Genomic DNA, 21,889 nt, shown 5'->3' with positions numbered 1-21,889 from the left:
AGCGCACAGGCAGCACTTTGCAGTGCTGCCTGTTGGCGTTTATCTTCTGTCAGTCTGCATCCAGGCCGGTCTGCCGTATGAATAAACAAAACATTTGCCTGGGAGGAGCGGCTTATTAAACCGCTTTTCACCAAAGGGCCTTCACTGGGCGTGCGCTTGTTGGTGCTGGTCGTGCTATCGGTCGCGCTGATGGTGGTCGATGCCCGCTTCACACTGCTCAAGCCAGTGCGTAGCCAAATGTCGCTGGTGCTGATGCAGTCCTACTGGATCACCGACCTGCCGCAGCGGTTATGGCAAGGTGTGGCCAGTCAGTTTGGCAGCCGCACCGAACTGGTCGCCGAAAACGAAAAACTCAAGACCGAAAACCTGCTGCTGCAGGGCCGCATGCAAAAGCTTGCCGCCCTGACCGAGCAGAACGTTCGGCTGCGCGAGTTGCTCAACTCCTCGGCCCTGGTCAACGAAAAGGTCGAAGTGGCCGAGTTGATCGGCATGGACCCCAATCCCTTCACCCATCGCATCATCATCAACAAGGGTGAGCGCGATGGCGTGGTCCTCGGCCAGCCGGTACTCGATGCCCGTGGCCTGATGGGGCAGGTCGTCGAGTTGATGCCCTATACCTCCCGCGTGTTGCTGCTGACCGATACCACCCACAGCATTCCGGTGCAGGTCAATCGCAACGGCCTGCGCGCAATCGCCAGCGGCACCGGTAACCCGGAACGCCTGGAACTGCGCCATGTGGCCGATACGGCCGACATCAAGGAAGGCGACCTGCTGGTCAGTTCCGGGTTGGGCCAGCGGTTCCCGGCCGGTTACCCGGTGGCCACGGTCAAGGAAGTGATCCATGACTCCGGCCAGCCATTTGCCATCGTTCGCGCCGTGCCCACCGCCGCATTGAACCGCAGCCGTTACCTGCTGCTGGTGTTCAGCGACGGGCGCACGGCCGAAGAGCGTGCCAATGAAGCGGCCCAGGCCCAGGAAACCCTGGACCAGTACGGTGGCGGCCCGATGATTCCTGCCACGGTGCCCAAACCCGCCCTGGTCCCGGCGGCAGCGACTGCGCCTGCGGCTCCCGCTGTGCCGGCGGTCGTCGCGCCGGTGGCGCCTGCCGCCACGACCCCGGTCAAGCCTGTTGTGACAAAGCCGCCGGTCACCAGGCCGGCTGCCAAACCGCCTGTCTCTGCACCGGCTAACACTGGGGGACGAGAATAATGGTCGGTACTACTGCATCCCGAAACGGCTGGATCGTCTGGCTGACCTTCGCCATCGGCATGCTGCTCAGCGTCTCACCGCTGCCGCAGTTCATGGAAATCCTGCGCCCATTGTGGCTGGCATTGCTGCTGGCCTTCTGGGCACTGGCGATGCCGCAGAAAGTCGGCATGGTCACCGCATGGTGCCTGGGTCTGGCCGAGGACGTGCTCTACGGCACGCTGCTGGGCCAGAACGCCTTGATTCTCACGCTCATCACCTTCCTGGTGCTGTCGCTGCAACAACGCCTGCGGATGTTCCCTATGTGGCAGCAGAGCCTGGTGATCCTGGTGATCTTCGGCCTGGCCCAACTGGTTCAGCTATGGCTCAGCGCCCTCACCGGTAATCGCCAGCCAACACTGGCGCTGGTATTGCCCGCTCTGGTCAGTGCCCTGCTGTGGCCGTGGATCAGCTACGGTTTGCGCGGGCTGCGTCGACGCTACAAGATCAACTAAATCGGTCAGGCATTTGCCCGCACGGGTGTACTGGACAGGGAGATGTCGTGATGAAACAGCTATTTCTCGCCTCAGGCTCGCCACGTCGGCGTGAGTTGCTCACGCAGATTGGCGTGCCGTTTTCCGCCATCAGTGCGGACATCGATGAAACCCCCTTGAATGACGAATCCCCTTCGGCCTACGTCGAGCGCCTGGCGCGAGGCAAGGCCGAGGCCGGGCGTGATGCTGTCGTGTGCGCCGCAGACTATTGCGTGCTGGGTGCCGACACCGCCGTAGTGCTGGACGGGAAAATTCTTGGCAAGCCGGTGGACGAAGCTGACGCATGCGCCATGCTTATGATGTTGTCCGGTCGCGAGCATGAAGTTCTGACAGGTATCGCCGTGCTGGATGGCGCGCGTTGCGAATCCCGGGTGATCCGTAGCCTGGTACGTTTTCGCCGCATTGAAGCGCCAGAAGCGGCGGCCTACTGGGCCAGCGGCGAACCCCGTGACAAGGCCGGCGGTTATGGCATCCAGGGGCTCGGCGCGGTGTTCGTGGCGGGGCTGGATGGCAGCTACTCCGCGGTGGTTGGCTTGCCACTGTGCGAAACCGCAGAACTGCTGGGCCATTTCGGCATACCCTGTTGGCAAACCCTTAACGCGCTCTGAGCGTCGTACTGACAAGATGCGGCCATTATCGTGAAAATGCCTGAACGAGACCCTGCCATGAGTGAAGAGATCCTGATCAACATCACGCCGATGGAATCGCGCGTGGCGGTGGTTGAAAACGGTGTGCTGCAAGAGGTTCACGTCGAGCGCACGCAAAAGCGCGGGATTGTCGGCAACATCTACAAGGGCAAGGTCGTTCGGGTATTGCCGGGGATGCAGGCGGCTTTTGTCGACATCGGCCTTGATCGGGCGGCGTTCATCCATGCCTCGGAGATTTCCCTGCGCGAAGGGCCTGCCGTCGAGAGCATCAGCGCACTGGTTCACGAAGGCCAGAGCCTGGTGGTGCAGGTCACCAAGGACCCGATCGGCTCCAAAGGCGCACGCCTGACCACCCAGCTGTCGATTCCGTCGCGATACCTGGTGTACATGCCGCGTACGGCACATGTCGGCATCTCCCTGAAAATCGAAGACGAAGGCGAGCGTGAACGGCTCAAGCAGGTAGTCACCGACTGCGTGGCCAGGGAAGGGATCAAGGAAGCGGGCGGCTTCATTCTGCGCACGGCTGCAGAAGGTGCCGGTGCCGATGAAATCCTCATGGACATCCGTTACCTGCGCAGGCTCTGGGATCAGATCAACGAGCAGATCAAGACCATCGGCGCGCCGAGCGTGATCTACGAAGACCTCGGCCTGGCGCTGCGTACCTTGCGCGACCTGGTCAGCCCGAAGATCGAAAAAATCCGCATCGACTCTCGGGAAACCTTCCAGAAAACCACGCAGTTCGTCGCTGAATTGATGCCGGAAATTGCTGATCGCCTGGAGCACTACCCGGGTGAACGGCCGATTTTCGACCTGTACGGCGTCGAAGATGAAATCCAGAAGGCCCTCGAGCGCAAGGTCCCGCTAAAATCCGGTGGTTACCTGGTGGTCGATCCGGCGGAAGCCATGAGCACCATCGACGTCAACACCGGGGCTTTTGTCGGGCATCGCAACCTCGAAGAAACCATCTTCAAGACCAACCTGGAAGCGGCCACCGCTATCGCTCGTCAACTGCGCCTGCGCAACCTGGGCGGGATTATCATCATCGACTTCATCGACATGGAAGACGAAGAGCACCAGCGCCAGGTCCTGCGTACCCTCGAAAAACAGCTGGAGCGAGACCACGCCAAGACCAACATCATCGGCATCACCGAGCTGGGCCTGGTGCAGATGACCCGCAAGCGTACCCGTGAAAGTCTCGAACAGGTGCTGTGCGAACCTTGCAGCAGCTGCCAGGGCCGGGGCAAGCTGAAGACGCCGGAAACCGTCTGCTATGAAATTTTCCGGGAAATCCTGCGGGAGGCTCGCGCCTATCAGGCCGAAGGCTATCGTGTATTGGCGAACCAGAAAGTTGTCGACCGCCTGCTGGATGAGGAGTCCGGCAATGTCGCCGAACTCGAAGGATTTATCGGCCGCACCATCCGGTTTCAGGTGGAAACCATGTATTCACAGGAACAATACGACGTGGTGCTGCTCTGAACCCTTACGTCGTCAATCACCTGGAACAGCTGGCCTCAGCTTTCTGCAGTTTTAACGCCATGGGAGCCAACTGACATGGACCGTCTGACACGCATTTTGGCCGCACTGACCCGCTGGGGTCTGGGCCTGTGCGCGTTGGCTTTGGTGCTGATGGCGCTCTACGTCAGCCTTGGGCGGGAACTGACGCCGCTGGTGGCCGAATACCGGGCCGAGGTCGAGGCCAAGGCCAGCACTGCGTTGGGTATGCCGCTGCACATCGGTGAACTGGAAGGTAACTGGAGCGGTTTTGCGCCGATCCTGCTGGCCCATGACGTGATGCTCGGCGAAGGGGCAAACGCTCTGCGCCTGGACCAGGTGCGCGCGGTGCCGGATATCTGGGCCAGCCTGCTGGCCCGCGAAGTACGCCTGGCCCATCTCGAACTCAACGGCCTGAAGATCAGCCTCAAGGAAGGCGAGGATGGCCATTGGGCGCTGGAAGGATTGCCCGTCCAGCAGGATCAGCCGCTGGACCCTGAACAACTGCTCAACCGCATGCAGATGGTCCAGCAGCTTTCGGTCCTTGATAGTCAGGTGACCTTGCAACCGCTGGATCATGTGCCGCTGACCCTGACGTATGTCGGCATGAGCCTCAAGACCGGCAGCACCCGACAGCGGCTCGATGCCCGGCTGACATTGCCGGATGGCCAGCCATTGGCCCTGAGCCTGCGCACTCGGCTGCAGGCCAGCGACTGGAAGAACGGTGCAGCGGACGCCTATCTCAGCCTGCCGCAAAGTGACTGGTCGAAGTGGCTGCCGGAGCGTCTGACCCGGCACTGGAATTTCACCGAGATCAAGGCCGGCGGCGAGCTGTGGGTAAACTGGAGCAAGGGCGCGCTGCAGAGCGCGGCCGTGCGTCTGAACGCGCCGCAAATCAAAGGTGCCTACGCCGAGCGCAAGCCGATCCAGATCAGCAACCTGGCACTCAACGCCTATTTCCAGCGTGACGCCGCGGGTGCGCTGGTCATACTCGACTCCTTGGCCATGAACTTCGGCGAAACCCGTTGGGAATCGCGCCTGCAACTCAAGCAGAGCGGGGCCAGTGATAACACCCCGGAACTGTGGCACCTGCAGGCCGATCGCCTCGACCTTACGCCGCTCACGCCGCTGCTGAATGCGCTGGGCCCCTTGCCTGAAGGCGTCGCCACGGCGGTCGAGCGACTTAAAGTGACTGGTAGCCTGCGTAATGTACTGCTCGACTTCCGGCCAGCGGCCACGGACGACAGCAAAATCAGCTTTGCCGCCAACCTCGACCGGGTAGGCTTCAATGCCTATCACGGTGCACCGGCGGCGCGAAATGTCAGTGGCAGTATCAGTGGCGACCTGGGGCAGGGCGAGTTGCGCATGGACAGCAAGGACTTTTCCCTGCACCTGGACCCGATCTTCGCCAAGCCCTGGCAGTACCTCCAGGCCAACGCCAAGCTGACCTGGAAAATTGATAAAGAAGCCTTCACCCTGACCGCGCCCTACCTGAAGGTGTTGGGCGAGGAGGGCAAGATTGCCGGCGACTTCCTGATCCGCCTGCATTTCGATCATTCCCAGGAAGACTACATGGACCTGCGGGTCGGCCTGGTGGACGGTGATGGTAAATACACTGCCAAGTACCTGCCGACCGTATTGAGCCCGGCGCTGGACGAATGGCTGCGCACCGCGATTCTCAAGGGCGCGGTAGACGAAGGTTTCTTCCAGTACCAGGGCTCGCTGGCCCACGGCGCTGCAGAAGCCGATCGCAGCATCAGCCTGTTCTTCAAGGTTCATGACGCAGAACTGGCCTTCCAGCCAGGCTGGCCGCATGTCAGCAAGGTCAGTGGCGATGTGTTCATCGAGGACAGCGGGGTGCGGATTCTTGCCAGCAAAGGGCAGTTGCTCGACACCCAGGTTCGCGATATCTACGTCGAAATTCCCCATGCGGCTGCCGGCAAAAGCAGTCACTTGCTGCTCGACGGCGCTTTTGCCGGGGGGTTGGGCGATGGCCTGAAAATTCTCCAGACCGCGCCGATCGGTACCGCGCAGACCTTTGCCGGCTGGGAAGGCGAGGGCGACCTGCAGGGCAAGCTGAAGCTGGATATTCCGCTGGCCAAGGGCGAGCTGCCGAAAATCCTGGTCGACTTCAAGACCGCCAAGGCGCGCCTGAAATTGAGCGAACCGGCGCTGGAATTGACCCAGCTCAAGGGTGATTTCCGTTTCGACAGTACTAAAGGCCTTAGTGGTCAGAACATCACGGCACGGGCCTTTGATAAGCCGGTCTCCGCGCAGATCTTTGCCGATGGCAGTGCCGGCAATCTCAAAACCCGGGTGACGGCGTCGGGCCAGGTCGAGGTGAAAAAACTCACCGACTGGTTGAGCGTGACCCAGCCGTTGCCGGTCACCGGTGTGATTCCCTATCAACTGCAACTCAACCTTGGCGGAGCCGACAGCCAGTTACTGGTCAGCTCCAACCTCAAGGGCGTTGCCATCGATCTGCCTGCGCCGTTTGGCATGGCGGCGGATGTGGGGCGCGACACCACGTTCCGCATGACCCTGCAGGGTGAGGATCGGCGTTACTGGGTCAATTACGGCGAGCTGGCGAACTTCACCTATGAAGCGCCCGTCAGCAATTTCGCCGAAGGTCGTGGCGAACTGCTGCTGGGTGGCGGTCAGGCCGTCGTGCCGGGTGCCAAGGGCCTGCGAGTGCGCGGTTCGCTATCGGAACTGGACGTCGGGCCCTGGAAGGACCTGGCAGACAAATATGCCGGCAAGGATCCTGGCGGCAGTGCCAAGCAGTTGCTCAGCAGCGCCGACCTGAAGATCGGCAAACTCACCGCCATGGGCACGACGCTGGATCAGGCATCGGTGCAGTTGAACCGCAGGCCGGCCTCGTGGGCTTTGCAGCTCGACAGCCAGCAGGTCAAGGGCACGGTCGCCATCCCTGACGCCAAAGGTGCGCCGATTGCCATCAACCTGCAGTACGTGAAGTTGCCAGCGCCCGATCCGACGGTCCTCGCCGATGAGAACTCGCCGGACCCGCTGGCCACCGTGGACCCGACAAAGATTCCGGCGCTGGATGTCACGATCAACCAGCTGTTCCAGGGCAAGGACCTGGTTGGCGCCTGGTCGCTGAAGGTCCGCCCCACAGCCAAAGGCATTGCCCTCAACACCCTGGACCTGGGCCTCAAGGGCATCCTGCTGCAGGGCAGCGGTGGCTGGGAAGGCACACCGGGCGCATCGAGCAGCTGGTACAAGGGCCGGATCAGCGGCAAGAATCTCGCCGACGTACTGAAGGGTTGGGGATTCGCGCCGAGTGTCACCAGTGAAAACTTTCACATGGACGTCGACGGTCGCTGGCCCGGTTCGCCAGCCTGGCTGGCCACCAAGCGCTTCTCCGGCAGCCTCGATGCGTCGCTGAACAAAGGCCAGTTCGTCGAAGTTGATGGCGGCGCCCAGGCGTTGCGGGTATTTGGCCTGCTGAACTTCAACTCCATCGGCCGTCGCCTGCGCCTGGACTTTTCCGACCTGTTCGGCAAGGGCTTGAGCTACGATCGGGTCAAGGGACTGCTGGTCGCAAGTGACGGGGTCTACGTCACCCGCGAGCCGATCCTGATGACTGGCCCATCGAGCAACATCGAGTTGAACGGCACCCTGGACCTGGTGGGCGACAAGGTTGATGCCAAGTTGCTGGTGACCTTGCCGGTGACCAATAACCTGCCAATTGCCGCGCTGATTGTCGGCGCACCGGCCATCGGCGGCGCGCTGTTCCTGATCGACAAGTTGATCGGCGACCGCGTGGCGCGTTTCGCCAGCGTCAAGTACACCGTCAAGGGGCCGTGGAAAGAACCGAAAATCACTTTCGACAAGCCTTTTTGAAATCATCAGCCAGGCTCGATGGAGTAGCATGGCCCCTGTAGGAGCTGCCGCAGGCAGCGATCTTTTGATCTTGGCGATTTTAAAATCAACATCAAAAGATCGCAGCCTGCGGCAGCTCCTACGGGGTATGTTTCGATTTCACGATAGGAATACGTCATGTCATTTGCGGTGATTCAAATGGTCAGCCAAAGCGATGTGCTGGCCAATCTGGCCCAGGCCCGCCGCTTGCTCGAAGAGGCCGCCGCAGCTGGCGCGCGCCTCGCCGTGCTGCCAGAAAACTTCGCCGCCATGGGCCGCCGTGATATCGCTGACATCGGGCGCGCCGAGGCGTTGGGCGAAGGTCCGATCCTGCCATGGTTGAAACAGACCGCCCTCGACCTCAAGTTATGGATAGTGGCCGGCACGTTGCCGCTGCCGCCGGTGGATCAGCCGACGGCCAAGGTGCACGCCTGCTCGTTGCTGGTCAATGAACAGGGCGAGACGGTGGCGCGCTACGACAAGCTGCACCTGTTCGATGTGGATGTGGCAGACAACCGCGGGCGTTATCGCGAATCCGATGACTATGCTTATGGCAGTGGTGTCGTGGTAGCGGATACGCCAGTCGGCCGGGTCGGCCTGACGGTGTGTTATGACCTGCGTTTTCCAGAGCTGTACAGCGAATTGCGGGCTGCCGGCGCGGAGTTGATTACCGCACCTTCAGCCTTCACTGCGGTGACGGGCGCGGCGCACTGGGAGGTGCTGATTCGCGCACGGGCCATCGAGACACAGTGTTACGTGCTCGCGGCAGCCCAGGGTGGAACTCATCCGGGACCGCGCGAAACCTGGGGGCACGCCGCCATCATCGATCCTTGGGGGCGTGTGCTGGCCCAGCAGGATCAAGGCGAGGCCGTGCTGCTGGCCGAGCGCGATAGTAGCGAACAGGCGTCCATCAGGGCGCGGATGCCGGTGTCCAGTCACCGGCGCTTTTTCTCGCAGGGCGCACAGCGACCTGCCTCGCAATGAACGAATTTAAGGCGCAAAGCATATGAGCGAGTTGTTGTCCTCAGTCAGTGAACACCTCCTGGCACCTGGCGGCGTAACCATCGAGAGCCTGCAAGGTGTGCTCGGCGATCTCGCCGGCCCGGGCATCGATGCCGCCGACCTGTACTTCCAGGGACAGATCTCCGAGTCCTGGGCACTGGAAGACGGCATCGTCAAGGAAGGCAGCTTCAACCTCGACCAGGGCGTCGGCGTGCGCGCGCAGTCCGGTGAAAAAACCGGCTTTGCCTACAGCAACGCCATCACCCTCGAAGCCTTGGGCGCAGCGGCCCGTGCCGCGCGTTCGATCTCCCGTGCCGGCCAGAATGGCAGCGTGCAGGCTTTTACTACCCAGGACGTCGCCCAGTTGTACGGGCCGGATAACCCGCTGGAAGTGATGAGCCGTGCCGAGAAAGTCGAGTTGCTCAAGCGCATCGACGTCGCAACCCGTGCTCTCGATCCGCGCATCCAGCAAGTCACCGTGAGCATGGCCGGTGTGTGGGAGCGCATTCTGGTGGCTTCCACCGACGGCAGCCTGGCAGCGGATGTGCGTCCACTGGTGCGCTTCAACGTCAGCGTGATCGTCGAACAGAACGGTCGCCGCGAGCGCGGTGGCCATGGCGGCGGCGGTCGTACCGACTACCGTTATTTCCTCAGTGATGACCGCGCCATGGGCTACGCCCGCGAAGCGCTGCGTCAGGCGCTGGTGAACCTGGAAGCCATTCCGGCACCGGCCGGCACCTTGCCGGTCGTACTGGGCTCGGGCTGGTCCGGTGTGTTGCTGCACGAGGCGGTTGGTCACGGCCTGGAAGGCGACTTCAATCGCAAGGGCAGCTCCGCCTACAGCGGACGTATGGGCGAGATGGTTGCCTCCAAGCTGTGCACCATCGTCGATGACGGCACGCTGGCCGGTCGTCGCGGCTCGCTGAGCGTCGACGATGAAGGCACTCCGACCGAGTGCACCACGTTGATTGAAAACGGCGTGCTCAAGGGCTACATGCAGGACAAGTTCAACGCGCGCCTGATGGGCGTGGCCCGCACTGGCAACGGTCGACGTGAATCCTACGCGCACCTGCCGATGCCGCGCATGACCAATACCTACATGCTGGCAGGCGAGAGTGATCCGCAGGAGATCATTGCCTCGGTGAAACGCGGCATCTACTGCGCCAACCTCGGCGGTGGCCAGGTCGACATCACCAGTGGCAAGTTTGTGTTCTCCACCAGCGAGGCGTACCTGATCGAGGACGGCAAGATTACCGCGCCGGTCAAAGGCGCAACCCTGATCGGTAACGGGCCGGAGGCGATGAGCAAGGTGTCGATGGTCGGCAACGACCTGTCGCTGGACAGCGGCGTCGGAACCTGTGGCAAGGATGGGCAGTCGGTGCCGGTCGGTGTCGGCCAGCCAACGCTGAAGATTGATGCAATCACTGTGGGTGGCACAGGATCGTAAGGAACACGTGTTCCGTGCAGGAGCTGCCGCAGGCTGCGATCTTTTGCTTTTACAAGATCAAAAGATCGCCGCCTTTGGCAGCTCCTACCTCGGATGGGTTGTGCGCTACTTAACGCAAACCGCGTTGAGTCTCGTCCAGCTCACGGATGTACTTGAAGATTTTACGGCTCGATGCCGGCGGCTTGTTGGTCGCCAGTTCGTGCTGGGCCTGACGGATCAGGGAGCGCAACTGCTGGCGATCAGCCTCCGGGTAGTCGAGCACGAACTTCTCCAGGACCGCATCGTCGCCCGCGATCAAGCGATCGCGCCAGCGTTCCAGGCCATGGAAACGTTCGTTGTACTGCCGGGTGGAGGCATCGAGTTGATCGAGCAGAACAAGAATGGCGTCAGTGTCCTGGTCGCGCATCAGTTTGCCGATGAACATCAGGTGCCGTTTACGCGCGATATTCGCGGTGTGCTTGGGCGCATCGGCCAGTGCCCGGCGCATGGCGTCGGTCAACGGCAGTTTTGCCAGCAAGTCAGGCTTGAGTGTTGTAAGGCGCTCGCCAAGGTCAACCAGAGCATGCAGCTCGCGTTTAACCTGGGATTTGCTTTTTTCTCCCGTATCGAGGGAGTCGTCGTAAGAATCAACCATGGTGGCCGTCCGCAAAGAAACGCCGCCATGATAACCAGTCGGGGGCCGCTTGTCCGGCCCGGTCGCTCGATGACCCTCGCCGAAAGCAGAATTTGAGTGGAGAACAGCATGAGTGCAGTTGAAAGCGTCGGCCCGCAAGCGTTGCCGGCACTGCAGGAACAAGTCGAGCAGATCATTGCTGAAGCCAAGCGCCAGGGCGCCAGTGCCTGTGAAGTAGCAGTATCCCTGGAGCAGGGCCTGTCGACTTCGGTGCGCCAGCGTGAGGTCGAGACTGTTGAGTTCAACCGCGACCAGGGCTTTGGCATCACTTTGTACGTCGGTCAGCGCAAAGGCTCGGCCAGCACATCGGCCAGTGGGCCAGAGGCGATCCGGGAAACCGTGGCCGCCGCACTGGCAATTGCCAAGCACACCTCCGAAGACGAAGCCTCGGGCCTGGCAGATGCTGCGCTGATGGCCAAGGACCTGAAGGATTTCGACCTGTTCCACCAGTGGGACATTACCCCGGAGCAGGCCATCGAGATGGCCCTTAGCTGTGAAGCGGCGGCGTTTGCAACCGACAGCCGGATCAAGAACGCCGACGGTACCACCGTCAGCACGCATCAGGGCTGCCGAGTCTATGGCAACAGCCACGGGTTCATTGGCGGTTATGCATCGACCCGCCACAGCCTGAGCTGCGTGATGATCGCCGAGGCCGATGGCCAGATGCAGCGCGATTACTGGTATGACGTCAGCCGCCAGGGCAATTTGCTGGCCGATCCGGTGAGCATTGGCCAGCGTGCCGCGCAGCGGGCTGCCAGCCGGTTGGGCGCGCGCCCGGTGCCAACCTGTGAAGTGCCGGTACTGTTCTCCGCCGAACTTGCCGGTGGCTTGTTCGGCAGTTTCCTTTCGGCGATCTCCGGCGGCAGCCTGTATCGCAAATCTTCATTTTTGGAAGGCACCTTGGGGCAGCAACTGTTCCCGCAATGGCTGACCATCGACGAGCGTCCACACCTGATGCGCGCCATGGGCAGTTCGGCGTTCGACGGCGATGGCCTCGCGACCTATGCCAAGCCGTTCGTCGAGAAGGGCGAGCTGGTGTCGTACATCCTTGGCACCTATTCCGGTCGCAAGCTGGGGATGCCGAGCACCGCCAACGCCGGCGGCGTGCACAACCTGTTCGTCACCCATGGCGACGAAGACCAGGCAGCCTTGTTGCGCCGCATGGGCCGCGGCCTGCTGGTAACCGAGTTGATGGGGCAGGGCCTGAACATGGTCACTGGCGACTATTCCCGCGGTGCTGCCGGCTACTGGGTTGAAAACGGCGAAATCCAGTTTGCGGTCCAGGAAGTGACCATCGCCGGCAACATGCGCGACATGTTCAAGCAGATCGTTGCCGTGGGCAATGACCTGGAACTGCGCAGCAATATTCGCACGGGGTCGGTGCTGATCGAGCGGATGACCGTCGCAGGCAGCTGATATTTTTGCTGCAACACTAAAGGCACGCCACCCAACCGGATGGCGTGCTTTTTTTTCGCCTGCATATCACGGCAGGTAAAGCACGCCTGTTGGAGCAAGCTTTGCTCCCCAGAGGGATATCCGGGATCTCGGGGTTGTGTTGGTTATCATTATCATATAATAATAAATCTCATTACCGAATGAGCCCGGATCATGAGTTCTGCCTTGCACGAGCAGCCCTATCAAGAAAGCTGGCGCTGGATGAGTCGCCAGATCCGTTGCGCAATGGACCCTGACGAGCCGCGCCTGATTGAGCACTACCTGGCCGAAGGCCGGTACCTGGCGTGTTGCACGGCCACTTCTCCCTGGACCATAGCCGAAACCTCTTTCCGTTTGCTGCTTGATACCGCCGCCGACGTCGCACTGCCCTGGCACTGGCGCAGCTTGTGCCTTGACCAGGCCTGGCGTCCTCTGCGCGACCTGGAACGCCTCTCCTTGTGTAAATGCCGCCTCAAGCGCTGGCAACGCTACACCTGGCAACTGGCCACCTGCGAGTTGCAGCCCTCCATTCCTCTAGACGAACTGGTGCAAGGATTTTCTGATGAACAAGACACGTATTGAGCGCGACAGCATGGGCGAATTGAACGTCCCGGTAGACGCCCTGTACGGCGCGCAAACCCAGCGCGCAGTGGACAACTTCCCCATCAGCGGCAAGCCGATGCCGGTGCAGTTCATCCGTGCATTGATCCTCGCCAAAGCTGCAGCGGCCCGCGCCAACGTCGAGCTCAAGCAGATCAGCGAGTCCCAGGGCAAAGCCATTGTCGATGCGGCGCAAGGCTTGCTTGAGGGCGACTTCATGCAGCACTTCCCGGTGGATATCTTCCAGACCGGCTCGGGCACCAGTTCCAACATGAACGCCAATGAAGTGCTCGCCACCCTGGCCAGCCGTCTGCTCGGTGAGCCGGTCAATCCCAACGACCATGTCAACTGCGGCCAGAGCAGCAATGACATCATCCCGACCACGATCCATGTCAGCGCTGCCCTGGCGCTGCATGAGCAACTGTTGCCGGCATTGACCCGCCTGGTGCAGGTGATCGAGCGCAAGGCCGAAGAGGTTCACCACCACGTCAAGACCGGTCGCACGCACCTCATGGATGCCATGCCGGTGCGCATGAGCCAGGTGCTCAACGGTTGGGCCCAGCAACTCAAGGCCAACGTCGGGCACCTGCAGGATTTGCTGCCGAGCCTGCAATCCGTGGCTCAAGGCGGCACGGCGGTGGGCACCGGGGTCAACGCCCATCCCGAATTCGCGGTACGTTTCAGCGAACAGTTGAGCAAGTTGACCCTGGTGGAGTTCACCCCGGGCCAGGATCTGTTTGCGCTTATTGGCTCGCAAGATACGGCCGTCAGTGTTTCCGGCCAGTTGAAAGCCACCGCCGTGACCTTGATGAAGATCGCCAACGACCTGCGCTGGATGAACTCCGGCCCTTTGGCCGGTCTCGGTGAAATCGAACTCGAGGCGCTGCAGCCGGGCTCCTCGATCATGCCTGGCAAGGTCAATCCGGTCATACCGGAAGCCACCGCCATGGTTGCCGCCCAAGTGATCGGCAACGACACGGTCATCACCATCGCCGGTCAGTCGGGCAATTTCGAGCTCAACGTGATGTTGCCGATCATCGCCCAGAACCTGCTGAGCAGCATCGAATTGCTGGCCAATTCCAGCCATCTGCTGGGTGAAAAAGCCATTGCCAGCTTCAAGGTCAACGAAGCCAGGCTCAAGGAAGCGCTGTCGCGCAACCCGATCCTGGTCACGGCCCTGAACCCGATCATTGGCTACCAGAAAGCCGCTGAAATTGCCAAGAAGGCCTATCAGCAAGGCCGCCCGGTGATTGATGTCGCCCTTGAACACACTGACCTGACGCGCAGCCAGCTCGAGCTTTTGCTTGACCCGGTAAAGCTCACTGCAGGCGGCGTGTAACCACCGCTACCGTTTTGGAGGCTCACCATGGAGCACTGGAAACGCACGATCGAAAGAGCAAATCGCTGTTTCATGCAGGGCGAACTGGTCGATGCGCGCGAGGCTTACTTGCAGGCATTGGCGCTGGCCCAGGTGTTGTTCGAGCGCTGGGCGGATGCTGACCAAGCGGTGGCAGCCTGCGTCATCTCCCATCACAACCTGGCAGACCTGCACCTGCGGCTCAATCAGCCGGAGGAGAGCGCCGAATACCTGTGTGCCATCCACCAGCGGTTGCTGCAGGCCATGCAGGACACGCGACTGGCGCCAGCGTTGCGCGAAGCTGCGCTGCGCCAGAGCAGCAAGACCTATGTCGAGCTGCTGAATTTCATCAGCGAACACGGTGAATACCCACGGACCCACCGCCTGCTGCACATCGACGTTCCAACTGCCTACCGTCCTGCGCCTCTTCATCATGGAGTTCACTGAACATGGCCTTTACCCTGCCTGACTTGCCCTACGCCTACGATGCCCTGGAACCGCACATTGATGCCAAGACCATGGAGATCCACTACACCAAGCACCACCAGACCTATATCAATAATCTGAACGCGGCCGTCGAAGGCACCGAATTCGCCGAATGGACCGTGGAAGAGCTGGTGGCGGCCGTCCAGCAGCTGCCGGAAAAACTGCGTGCCGCCGTTATCAACCAGGGCGGTGGTCATGCCAACCATTCGCTGTTTTGGGAAGTCATGGCCCCGCACGGTGGCGGCGCCCCTGACGGCGCGTTGGCCCAGGCAATCGACGAGCAACTGGGCGGGCTCGACAGTTTCAAGGAGGCGTTCACCAAGGCTGCGCTGACCCGTTTTGGCAGTGGCTGGGCATGGCTGAGTGTGACCCCGCAGAAAAAACTGGTGGTGGAAAGCAGCGGCAATCAGGACAGTCCGCTCATGAATGGCAACACGCCCATCCTTGGCCTGGACGTGTGGGAGCACGCCTACTACCTGCAGTACCAGAACCGTCGCCCGGAATACGTCAACGCGTTCTACAACGTAATCAATTGGCTTGAAGTGGCGGCGCGCTACAAGGCGGCCCAGGGTTGAATCTCCAATGAAAAACCACCAAGGCTGATTATGGGCACTGAAACGCTGGCGATCGGAAGTGGGCGGATGTTTCGTTACGCATTCGGATCGCTGTTATTGCTGGCGGGTATGTCCTTGCTGGTCGCCCAAGGGCTGGCGTGGCTGGATCTTGAACCGAAACTGCTGCGTGCATTGCAGGGTGGGGCGATCTGCGCACTGGGTACGGCGCTGGGCGCGGTGCCGGTGCTGGTGATTCGCCGCATGCCGCAAGCCGTCAGCGATACGCTGTTAGGTTTCGGCGCGGGGGTCATGTTGGCGGCGACGGCGTTTTCGCTGATCGTGCCTGGGATCTCCGCCGCGCAGAGCCTCGGGCTTAAGCCTTGGGTCGCCAGTGGCCTGATCAGCCTTGGTATCATGCTTGGCGCTTTGGGTTTGTATCTGGTGGACCGCAAGGTCTCCGGGGCCTGCCCGGAAATGCTGGCAGGCGCGCAGGAAGGGCCGGCGATTGCGCCGAGGATCTGGCTGTTCGTGTTTGCCATCATTGCCCACAACATTCCCGAAGGCATGGCGGTCGGCGTGTCAGCCGGGGGCGGCATGCCTGATGCCGATAGCCTGGCGATGGGTATTGCGCTGCAGGATGTGCCGGAAGGGCTGGTGATTGCGCTGGTGTTGGCGGGGGCGGGGATGTCGAGGGTCAGGGCATTCCTGATCGGTGCCGCTTCAGGGTTGGTCGAGCCGGTTTTTGCGCTGCTGTGTGCGTGGCTGGTGAGCTTGGCCGAACTGCTATTGCCGCTTGGGCTGGCACTGGCGGCCGGGGCCATGTTGCTGGTGGTTACGCACGAAGTGATCCCCGAGTCGCGACGTCACGGTCACGACAAGCTGGCGAGCCTGGGGTTGCTGATTGGGTTTTGCTTGATGATGGTGATGGATACGGCGCTGGCTTGAAAATCAAAAGATCGCACAGGGTTCGTGTACCCCTGCAGGCGCTGCCGCAGGCTGCGATCTTTTGATCTTGACCTTGTTCTTTACTCGCCTTCGTCGAAGTAGTTGTTGATCAACGCTACCAGCGCATCCAGCGCTTCGTCCGCCTCTTCGCCTTCGGTACTCAAATGGATCTTGGTGCCCTTGCCAGCCGCCAGCATCATCATTGCCATGATGCTCTTGCCGTCCACCGTGGTTTCCGGCGTTCGTCCTACCCTGATGGTGCAATCCTTGAACTTTCCTGCGACCCCGACAAATTTCGCCGACGCGCGGGCATGCAGGCCCAGCTTGTTGATGATTTCAATTTCCAGAGCAGGCATCGCGATGTGAATCCTTTAGCTGAGGTCGCGGTGGCGGACCTGGACGTTCTTCAGGGATTGTTGCAGAACCTGGCCCAGACGTTCGGTCAGGTAGACGGAGCGGTGATGCCCGCCGGTGCAGCCAATGGCTATGGTGACATACGCGCGGTTGCTGGCAGCAAAGCGTGGAAGCCATTTGAGCAGGTAGGTGGAGATGTCCTGGAACATTTCCTCGACGTCCGGTTGCGCGGCCAGGTAGTCGGCTACCGGTTGATCGAGCCCGGATTGCTCGCGCAACTCTGGTTTCCAATAAGGGTTGGGCAGGCAGCGCACGTCGAACACCAGGTCGGCATCCACAGGCATGCCCCGCTTGAAGCCGAAAGACTCCACCAGGAACGCGGTGCCAGGCTCAGGCTGGTTCAACAGCCGCAGCTTGATGGTATCGCGCAACTGGTACAGGTTCAGGTTGGTGGTGTTGACCTTGAGGTCAGCCAGGTCGGCAATCGGACCCAGCAGATTGGACTCGTCCTGAATTGCCTCGGCGAGCGAGCGATTGGCATTGCTCAGCGGATGGCGGCGACGGGTTTCGGAAAACCGCTTGAGCAGGGTTTCTTCGTCGGCGTCCAGGTACAGCACGTCACACTTGATGTGACGGCTGCGCACTTCCTCCAGCAATTCCGGAAAACGGGACAGGTGGCTTGGCAGGTTGCGCGCGTCAATCGACACGGCCACCAGCGGTTGCGCGAGCTCGGTGTGGATCAGTGCTCGTTCGGCCAGCTCGGGCAAAAGCCCGGCGGGCAAGTTGTCGATGCAGTAGTACCCGCTGTCTTCAAGGACATCGAGCGCGGTACTTTTACCTGAGCCGGAGCGGCCGCTGACAATGATCAAGCGCATGATTAATGACCGTTCTGCTCGTCCAGGACAACCTGGTACAAGGCTTCATTGCTCGGGGCGCTGCGCAATTTTTCGCGCACTTCCTTGCGATCAAGCATGCTGGCAATCTGGCGCAAAAGCTCCAGGTGCGCATCGGTGGCGGCTTCCGGGACCAGCAACACGAACAGCAGGTCAACCGGAGCACCGTCGATGGCGTCGAAATCAATAGGGGCGTCGAGGTGCATCAGGGCGCTGACCGGCGAGGTACAGCCCTTGAGGCGACAGTGGGGGATGGCGATGCCGTTGCCAAAACCGGTCGAGCCGAGTTTTTCACGGGCGATCAGGGCCTCAAAGACATCTTGCATCTCCATATCCGGCACTTCGCGATGGATTAGGTTGGCAATTTGTTCGAGGGCTTTCTTTTTACTGCCGCCCGGCACGTTCACGAGGGAACGGCCGGGGGTCAGGATGCTTTCAAGTCGGATCATGAGTTGGGAGTGTTAACGACCGGTTGCGCCCTGGAGGAGGCTCTGGGTCTTTTCCTTATGCTTTTTGAGTTGGCGATCCAGCTTGTCGGTCAGCAGGTCGATGGCGGCATACATGTCCGTATGCTCGGCATTGGCGACCACTTCTCCGCCGGGGATATGCAGCGTGGCTTCGATTTTCTGCAGCAGCTTCTCGACGGTCATCGTGACTTGCACGTTGGTTATCTTGTCGAAATGCCTTTCCAATCGGGCGAGTTTTTCGCCGATGTAGGTGCGCAGGGGTTCGGTCACTTCCAGTTGGTGTCCACTGATGTTGACTTGCATACAGCTTCTCCTTCGTTGCCAGTGCATAAAGCGGTAGACCCGATGGTCTACCACTGGAACGCTGTGGCGTGGCTTTACATCAACCGCTTGCGTTCGCTCGAAGGCGCGATCCCAAGGGATTCGCGGTACTTGGCGACGGTGCGGCGAGCCACCTGAATGCCTTGTGCCTCCAGTAAACCAGCGATCTTGCTGTCACTCAACGGCTTTTTCTGATTTTCCGCTGCAACCAGTTTTTTGATGATCGCGCGGATCGCCGTGGACGAGCATTCACCGCCTTCCGAGGTGCTGACGTGACTTGAGAAAAAGTATTTCAGTTCATAAATACCCCGTGGGGTATGCATGAATTTTTGCGTGGTCACCCGGGAAATCGTCGATTCGTGCATGCCGACGGCTTCGGCGATGTCATGCAGTACCAGCGGCTTCATGGCTTCGTCGCCGTACTCCAGAAAACCCCGTTGATGCTCGACGATCTGGGTGGCAACTTTCATCAGGGTTTCGTTGCGGCTCTGCAGGCTCTTGATGAACCAGCGGGCTTCCTGCAACTGATTGCGCATGAAGGTGTTGTCCGCGCTGGTGTCAGCGCGACGCACAAACCCGGCGTACTGGGCGTTGACCCGCAATTTGGGCACCGACTCCTGGTTGAGTTCCACCAGCCAGCGCTCGTTGTCCTTGCGCACGATCACGTCCGGGACCACGTATTCGGCCTCGCTGGACTCGATCTGCGAGCCGGGTCGCGGGTTGAGGCTCTGCACCAGTTCGATCACCTGGCGCAGTTCATCTTCCTTGAGCTTCATGCGGCGCATCAGCTGGCTGTAGTCGCGGCTGCCCAGCAGGTCGATGTAGTCCGTGACCAGGCGCTTGGCTTCTGCGAGCCAGAGGGTCTTGGCGGGCAACTGGCGCAATTGCAGCAACAGGCATTCGCCGAGGTTTCGGGCAGCGATACCGGCCGGTTCGAATTGCTGGATGCGGTGCAGGACGGCTTCGATTTCGTCCAGCTCGATGTCCAGTTCCGGGTCGAAGGCTTCGAGAATTTCCTCGAGGGTTTCGTCCAGGTAGCCCTGATTGTTGATGCAGTCGATCAGGGTGACGGCGATCAGGCGGTCAGTGTCGGACATCGGGGCGAGGTTGAGCTGCCACAGCAGGTGGCTTTGCAGGCTTTCACCGGCCGACGTGCGGGTGGTGAAGTCCCACTCGTCATCATCGTTGCTGGGCAGGCTGCTGGCGCTGGTCTGGTAGACGTCTTCCCATGCAGTATCGACCGGCAGCTCGTTGGGAATGCGCTCGTTCCAGTCGCCTTCCTCAAGGTTGTCGACCGTTGGCGCGGTCTCCTGATAGGAGGGCTCCGAAACATCGGCGTTGGGCTGCTGCTCGGCTTTGTCGGCCAAGGGATCGGCGTTGTCGAAGTCGTCGCCGTCTTCCTGGCGTTCGAGCATCGGGTTGGACTCCAGCGCCTCCTGGATTTCCTGCTGCAGGTCCAGGGTCGACAATTGGAGCAGGCGGATGGCCTGTTGCAGCTGAGGTGTCATCGTCAGCTGCTGGCCCATTCTCAAGACTAGCGATGGTTTCATGGCAGGGGCTTAAACCTTATTCGCCGGCGCGCATGCGCCATCCACTACAGGGCGCCGAAGCGCCAAACGTAAGCAAATTATATGCCCGATTTTGCAGTGTTTGCCTAGAGCGCTGTAACAATAAAAAAGTATTGATTTTTCAAAGTGACAAGCGCTCGCGCGACTGGGCAGGCACCTCAGCGCTCGCGCGACTGGGCAGGCACCTCAGCGCTTACAGGCGGAACTCATGGCCCAGATACACTTCCTTGACCAGGTCGTTGGCCAGGATGGTCGCGGAGTCGCCCTCGGCAATCAGCTGGCCATCGTTGACGATGTAGGCTGTTTCGCAGATATCCAGGGTTTCGCGGACGTTGTGGTCGGTGATGAGTACACCAATGCCCTTGGCCTTCAGGTGATGGATAATCTGCTTGATATCGCCAACCGAGATCGGGTCCACGCCGGCGAAAGGTTCATCGAGGAGGATGAACTTCGGGTTGGTGGCCAGCGCCCGGGCAATTTCCACACGGCGTCGCTCGCCGCCCGACAGGCTCATGCCGAGGTTGTCGCGGATGTGGCTGATGTGGAATTCCTGCAGCAGGCTCTCCAGCTCCTTGCGGCGCCCGGCCTTGTCGAGTTCCTTGCGGGTCTCGAGGATGGCCATGATGTTATCGGCCACCGACAGTTTGCGGAAGATCGACGCTTCTTGCGGAAGATAGCCAATACCTGCCTTGGCGCGGCCGTGCATGGGCTGGTGACTGACATCCAGGTCGTCGATCAGCACGCGGCCCTGATCAGCCTGCACCAGGCCGACGATCATGTAGAAGCAAGTGGTCTTGCCGGCGCCGTTGGGGCCAAGAAGCCCGACGATCTGACCGCTGTCGATGGACAGGCTGACGTCACGCACGACCTGGCGGCTCTTGTAACTCTTGGCCAGATGCTGAGCTTTCAGAGTTGCCATTACTGGGCCTTCTGCTCGTCGGTTTTCTTTTTAGGCTGGATAACCATGTCGATTCGCGGGCGCGACTCGGTCACCTTGTTGCCCGTGGCGCGACCGGCGCTTGCCAGCTTCTTCACGGTGTCGTAGACGATTTTCTCGCCCTGGGTGACGTTGTTGTCCTTGTCGATGACCTTGGCTCGATCGATCAGCACGACGCGGTTCTGCGAGGCGTGATACTGGATCGTGACGCCATAGCCCTGGACAGGCTTGGCGTCGCCCTGGGTCTGCAATTGCTCGAAGTAAGCCAGGTTGCCCACGGAAGTCACCACGTCGATGTCGCCTGCCGGGGTGCGAGTGATGGTCACGGTGTTACCGGTCACCTTCATGGAGCCCTGGGTGATGATGACGTCGCCTTTGTAGGTGGCGATGCCGTTCTTGTCGTCCAGTTGGGCGTCGTCGGCCTGAATGCGGATAGGCTGCTCTTGATCGTTCGGCAGAGCCCAGGCGCTCACGCTTCCCAGTGCTGCGCCCAGGCTGAGCAAAATAGGGAGGGTTTTAACGAGCCTCATACTGTCCTCTTACGTTCGATAGCAGGTGTATCCTGCTTTCTTTCAAATACGCTTTCATTCCCGTGCCAGTCGACACGCCACCGGCGCCGTCGATTCTAACGGGTTGCTCCGTCTGCGCATATTGCTGCTTCGGGAACACGGTCATACGGGTGGTGGTAATCAGCGTCTTGCGGTTTTTCTCGTCGAAACGTGTGATACGCACCGAGTCGATCAGTTCCACTTCCGTACCATCCGGATTCACTTCACCGCGTTCGCTCTGTACATGCCAGGGAAACTCGGTGCCGCGGAACATGTTCAGGTCCGGGTTGGTCAGCAGCGTCACTTCAGTGGCTTTAAGGTGTTCGACCTTGTCCGACGTCATCTCGTACTGCAGCTTGCCATCGGGCAGGAACTGCACGCTGTGGGCGTTCAGGGCGTAATAGTCGATCGCCGTCTCATCGACGGCCACGGTCGGCTTGTCGAGAAAGCGTTCAGGGCTGATGTTCCAGTAGCCGACCGCAGCAAAAATCGCGGCGATGCAACCGAACAGCAGTATGTTGCGAAACTTTTTGCTCAGCATAGT

At 60.6% G+C, this 21,889-nt stretch carries 22 protein-coding genes; 13 read left to right on the top strand and 9 right to left on the bottom strand.

Going from position 1 to position 21,889, the window contains the following annotated elements:
• The first annotated feature begins 114 nt into the window (after window positions 1–114).
• The 7 genes from mreC (at window position 115) to tldD (ending at window position 10,208) form a co-directional block, all read left to right on the top strand.
• Entirely contained in the window at window positions 115–1,209 is a 1,095-nt protein-coding gene (gene mreC / locus AAEZ05_RS08540) for a rod shape-determining protein MreC (RefSeq protein WP_350646976.1), read from the top strand.
• Window positions 1,209–1,700 (top strand): rod shape-determining protein MreD, encoded by a 492-nt coding sequence (gene mreD, locus AAEZ05_RS08535; protein ID WP_045061471.1) that lies wholly within the window; start codon window positions 1,209–1,211, stop codon window positions 1,698–1,700. Before mreC ends, mreD begins: the two co-directional genes overlap by 1 nt.
• A gap of 50 nt (window positions 1,701–1,750) precedes the next feature.
• Window positions 1,751–2,347, top strand: coding sequence for a Maf family protein (locus AAEZ05_RS08530; protein ID WP_045061470.1), 597 nt, complete (start codon window positions 1,751–1,753; stop codon window positions 2,345–2,347).
• Between the two features lie 57 nt (window positions 2,348–2,404).
• Window positions 2,405–3,862 (top strand): ribonuclease G, encoded by a 1,458-nt coding sequence (gene rng, locus AAEZ05_RS08525; RefSeq protein WP_045061469.1) that lies wholly within the window; start codon window positions 2,405–2,407, stop codon window positions 3,860–3,862.
• A 75-nt stretch (window positions 3,863–3,937) separates the two neighbouring features.
• Window positions 3,938–7,741, top strand: coding sequence for a YhdP family protein (locus AAEZ05_RS08520; RefSeq protein WP_350646916.1), 3,804 nt, complete (start codon window positions 3,938–3,940; stop codon window positions 7,739–7,741).
• A 156-nt stretch (window positions 7,742–7,897) separates the two neighbouring features.
• The gene (locus tag AAEZ05_RS08515) at window positions 7,898–8,743 is read left to right on the top strand and encodes a carbon-nitrogen hydrolase family protein (protein ID WP_350646915.1); all 846 of its coding nucleotides are present in this window, start codon (window positions 7,898–7,900) and stop codon (window positions 8,741–8,743) included.
• Window positions 8,744–8,765: 22 nt separating this feature from the next.
• Window positions 8,766–10,208 carry a metalloprotease TldD gene (gene tldD, locus AAEZ05_RS08510; RefSeq protein ID WP_350646914.1) on the top strand — a complete coding sequence of 481 codons (1,443 nt, stop codon included), beginning with the start codon at window positions 8,766–8,768 and terminating at the stop codon, window positions 10,206–10,208.
• 109 nt (window positions 10,209–10,317) lie between these two features.
• Here tldD and yjgA read toward each other — a convergent pair whose 3' ends face one another.
• Window positions 10,318–10,842, bottom strand: coding sequence for a ribosome biogenesis factor YjgA (yjgA, locus tag AAEZ05_RS08505; protein ID WP_045061465.1), 525 nt, complete (start codon window positions 10,840–10,842; stop codon window positions 10,318–10,320).
• A 108-nt stretch (window positions 10,843–10,950) separates the two neighbouring features.
• On the opposite strand from yjgA, the gene pmbA reads away from it, so the two are divergent.
• The 6 genes from pmbA to AAEZ05_RS08475 all read left to right on the top strand — a co-directional run bounded on the left by pmbA (window position 10,951) and on the right by AAEZ05_RS08475 (window position 16,257).
• The gene (pmbA, locus tag AAEZ05_RS08500; RefSeq protein WP_350646913.1) at window positions 10,951–12,297 is read left to right on the top strand and encodes a metalloprotease PmbA; all 1,347 of its coding nucleotides are present in this window, start codon (window positions 10,951–10,953) and stop codon (window positions 12,295–12,297) included.
• 192 nt (window positions 12,298–12,489) lie between these two features.
• Window positions 12,490–12,897, top strand: a complete 408-nt coding sequence (locus AAEZ05_RS08495) for a hypothetical protein (protein ID WP_045061463.1) — start codon at window positions 12,490–12,492, stop codon at window positions 12,895–12,897.
• A complete protein-coding gene (locus AAEZ05_RS08490) occupies window positions 12,878–14,254 on the top strand; it encodes a class II fumarate hydratase (RefSeq protein ID WP_350599041.1) in 1,377 nt (458 codons plus the stop codon). Before AAEZ05_RS08495 ends, AAEZ05_RS08490 begins: the two co-directional genes overlap by 20 nt.
• Before the next feature lie 27 nt (window positions 14,255–14,281).
• Window positions 14,282–14,719 (top strand): DUF2753 family protein, encoded by a 438-nt coding sequence (locus tag AAEZ05_RS08485; RefSeq protein WP_350646912.1) that lies wholly within the window; start codon window positions 14,282–14,284, stop codon window positions 14,717–14,719.
• A gap of 2 nt (window positions 14,720–14,721) precedes the next feature.
• Entirely contained in the window at window positions 14,722–15,333 is a 612-nt protein-coding gene (locus AAEZ05_RS08480; protein ID WP_350646911.1) for a superoxide dismutase, read from the top strand.
• 30 nt (window positions 15,334–15,363) lie between these two features.
• Entirely contained in the window at window positions 15,364–16,257 is an 894-nt protein-coding gene (locus tag AAEZ05_RS08475) for a ZIP family metal transporter (RefSeq protein WP_350646910.1), read from the top strand.
• Window positions 16,258–16,337: 80 nt separating this feature from the next.
• On the opposite strand, the gene AAEZ05_RS08470 is transcribed toward AAEZ05_RS08475, so the two are convergent.
• From AAEZ05_RS08470 to lptC, 8 genes are all read right to left on the bottom strand, one after another.
• Window positions 16,338–16,613 carry an HPr family phosphocarrier protein gene (locus tag AAEZ05_RS08470; protein WP_045061458.1) on the bottom strand — a complete coding sequence of 92 codons (276 nt, stop codon included), beginning with the start codon at window positions 16,611–16,613 and terminating at the stop codon, window positions 16,338–16,340.
• Between the two features lie 15 nt (window positions 16,614–16,628).
• A complete protein-coding gene (gene rapZ / locus AAEZ05_RS08465) occupies window positions 16,629–17,486 on the bottom strand; it encodes an RNase adapter RapZ (RefSeq protein ID WP_122837511.1) in 858 nt (285 codons plus the stop codon).
• 2 nt (window positions 17,487–17,488) lie between these two features.
• Window positions 17,489–17,953: a PTS IIA-like nitrogen regulatory protein PtsN gene (ptsN, locus tag AAEZ05_RS08460; RefSeq protein WP_045061456.1), complete on the bottom strand. Its 465-nt coding sequence runs from the start codon at window positions 17,951–17,953 to the stop codon at window positions 17,489–17,491.
• A 12-nt stretch (window positions 17,954–17,965) separates the two neighbouring features.
• Window positions 17,966–18,274 (bottom strand): ribosome hibernation-promoting factor, HPF/YfiA family, encoded by a 309-nt coding sequence (hpf, locus tag AAEZ05_RS08455; RefSeq protein WP_045061455.1) that lies wholly within the window; start codon window positions 18,272–18,274, stop codon window positions 17,966–17,968.
• A 74-nt stretch (window positions 18,275–18,348) separates the two neighbouring features.
• Complete coding sequence (locus AAEZ05_RS08450; protein WP_045061454.1) at window positions 18,349–19,842, bottom strand: RNA polymerase factor sigma-54; 1,494 nt, start codon at window positions 19,840–19,842, stop codon at window positions 18,349–18,351.
• Window positions 19,843–20,053: 211 nt separating this feature from the next.
• Window positions 20,054–20,779: an LPS export ABC transporter ATP-binding protein gene (gene lptB / locus AAEZ05_RS08445; protein ID WP_045061453.1), complete on the bottom strand. Its 726-nt coding sequence runs from the start codon at window positions 20,777–20,779 to the stop codon at window positions 20,054–20,056.
• The gene (gene lptA, locus AAEZ05_RS08440) at window positions 20,779–21,327 is read right to left on the bottom strand and encodes a lipopolysaccharide transport periplasmic protein LptA (protein ID WP_045061452.1); all 549 of its coding nucleotides are present in this window, start codon (window positions 21,325–21,327) and stop codon (window positions 20,779–20,781) included. Before lptA ends, lptB begins: the two co-directional genes overlap by 1 nt.
• On the bottom strand, window positions 21,314–21,886 hold the full coding sequence (gene lptC / locus AAEZ05_RS08435; protein WP_045061451.1) for an LPS export ABC transporter periplasmic protein LptC: 573 nt from the start codon (window positions 21,884–21,886) through the stop codon (window positions 21,314–21,316). Before lptC ends, lptA begins: the two co-directional genes overlap by 14 nt.
• Between the last annotated feature and the right edge of the window lie 3 nt (window positions 21,887–21,889).

This window comes from Pseudomonas sp. HY13-MNA-CIBAN-0226 (assembly GCF_040310305.1).
Lineage (GTDB): Bacteria > Pseudomonadota > Gammaproteobacteria > Pseudomonadales > Pseudomonadaceae > Aquipseudomonas > Aquipseudomonas gregormendelii.
This window is presented reverse-complemented; position numbering and strand designations above follow the sequence as displayed.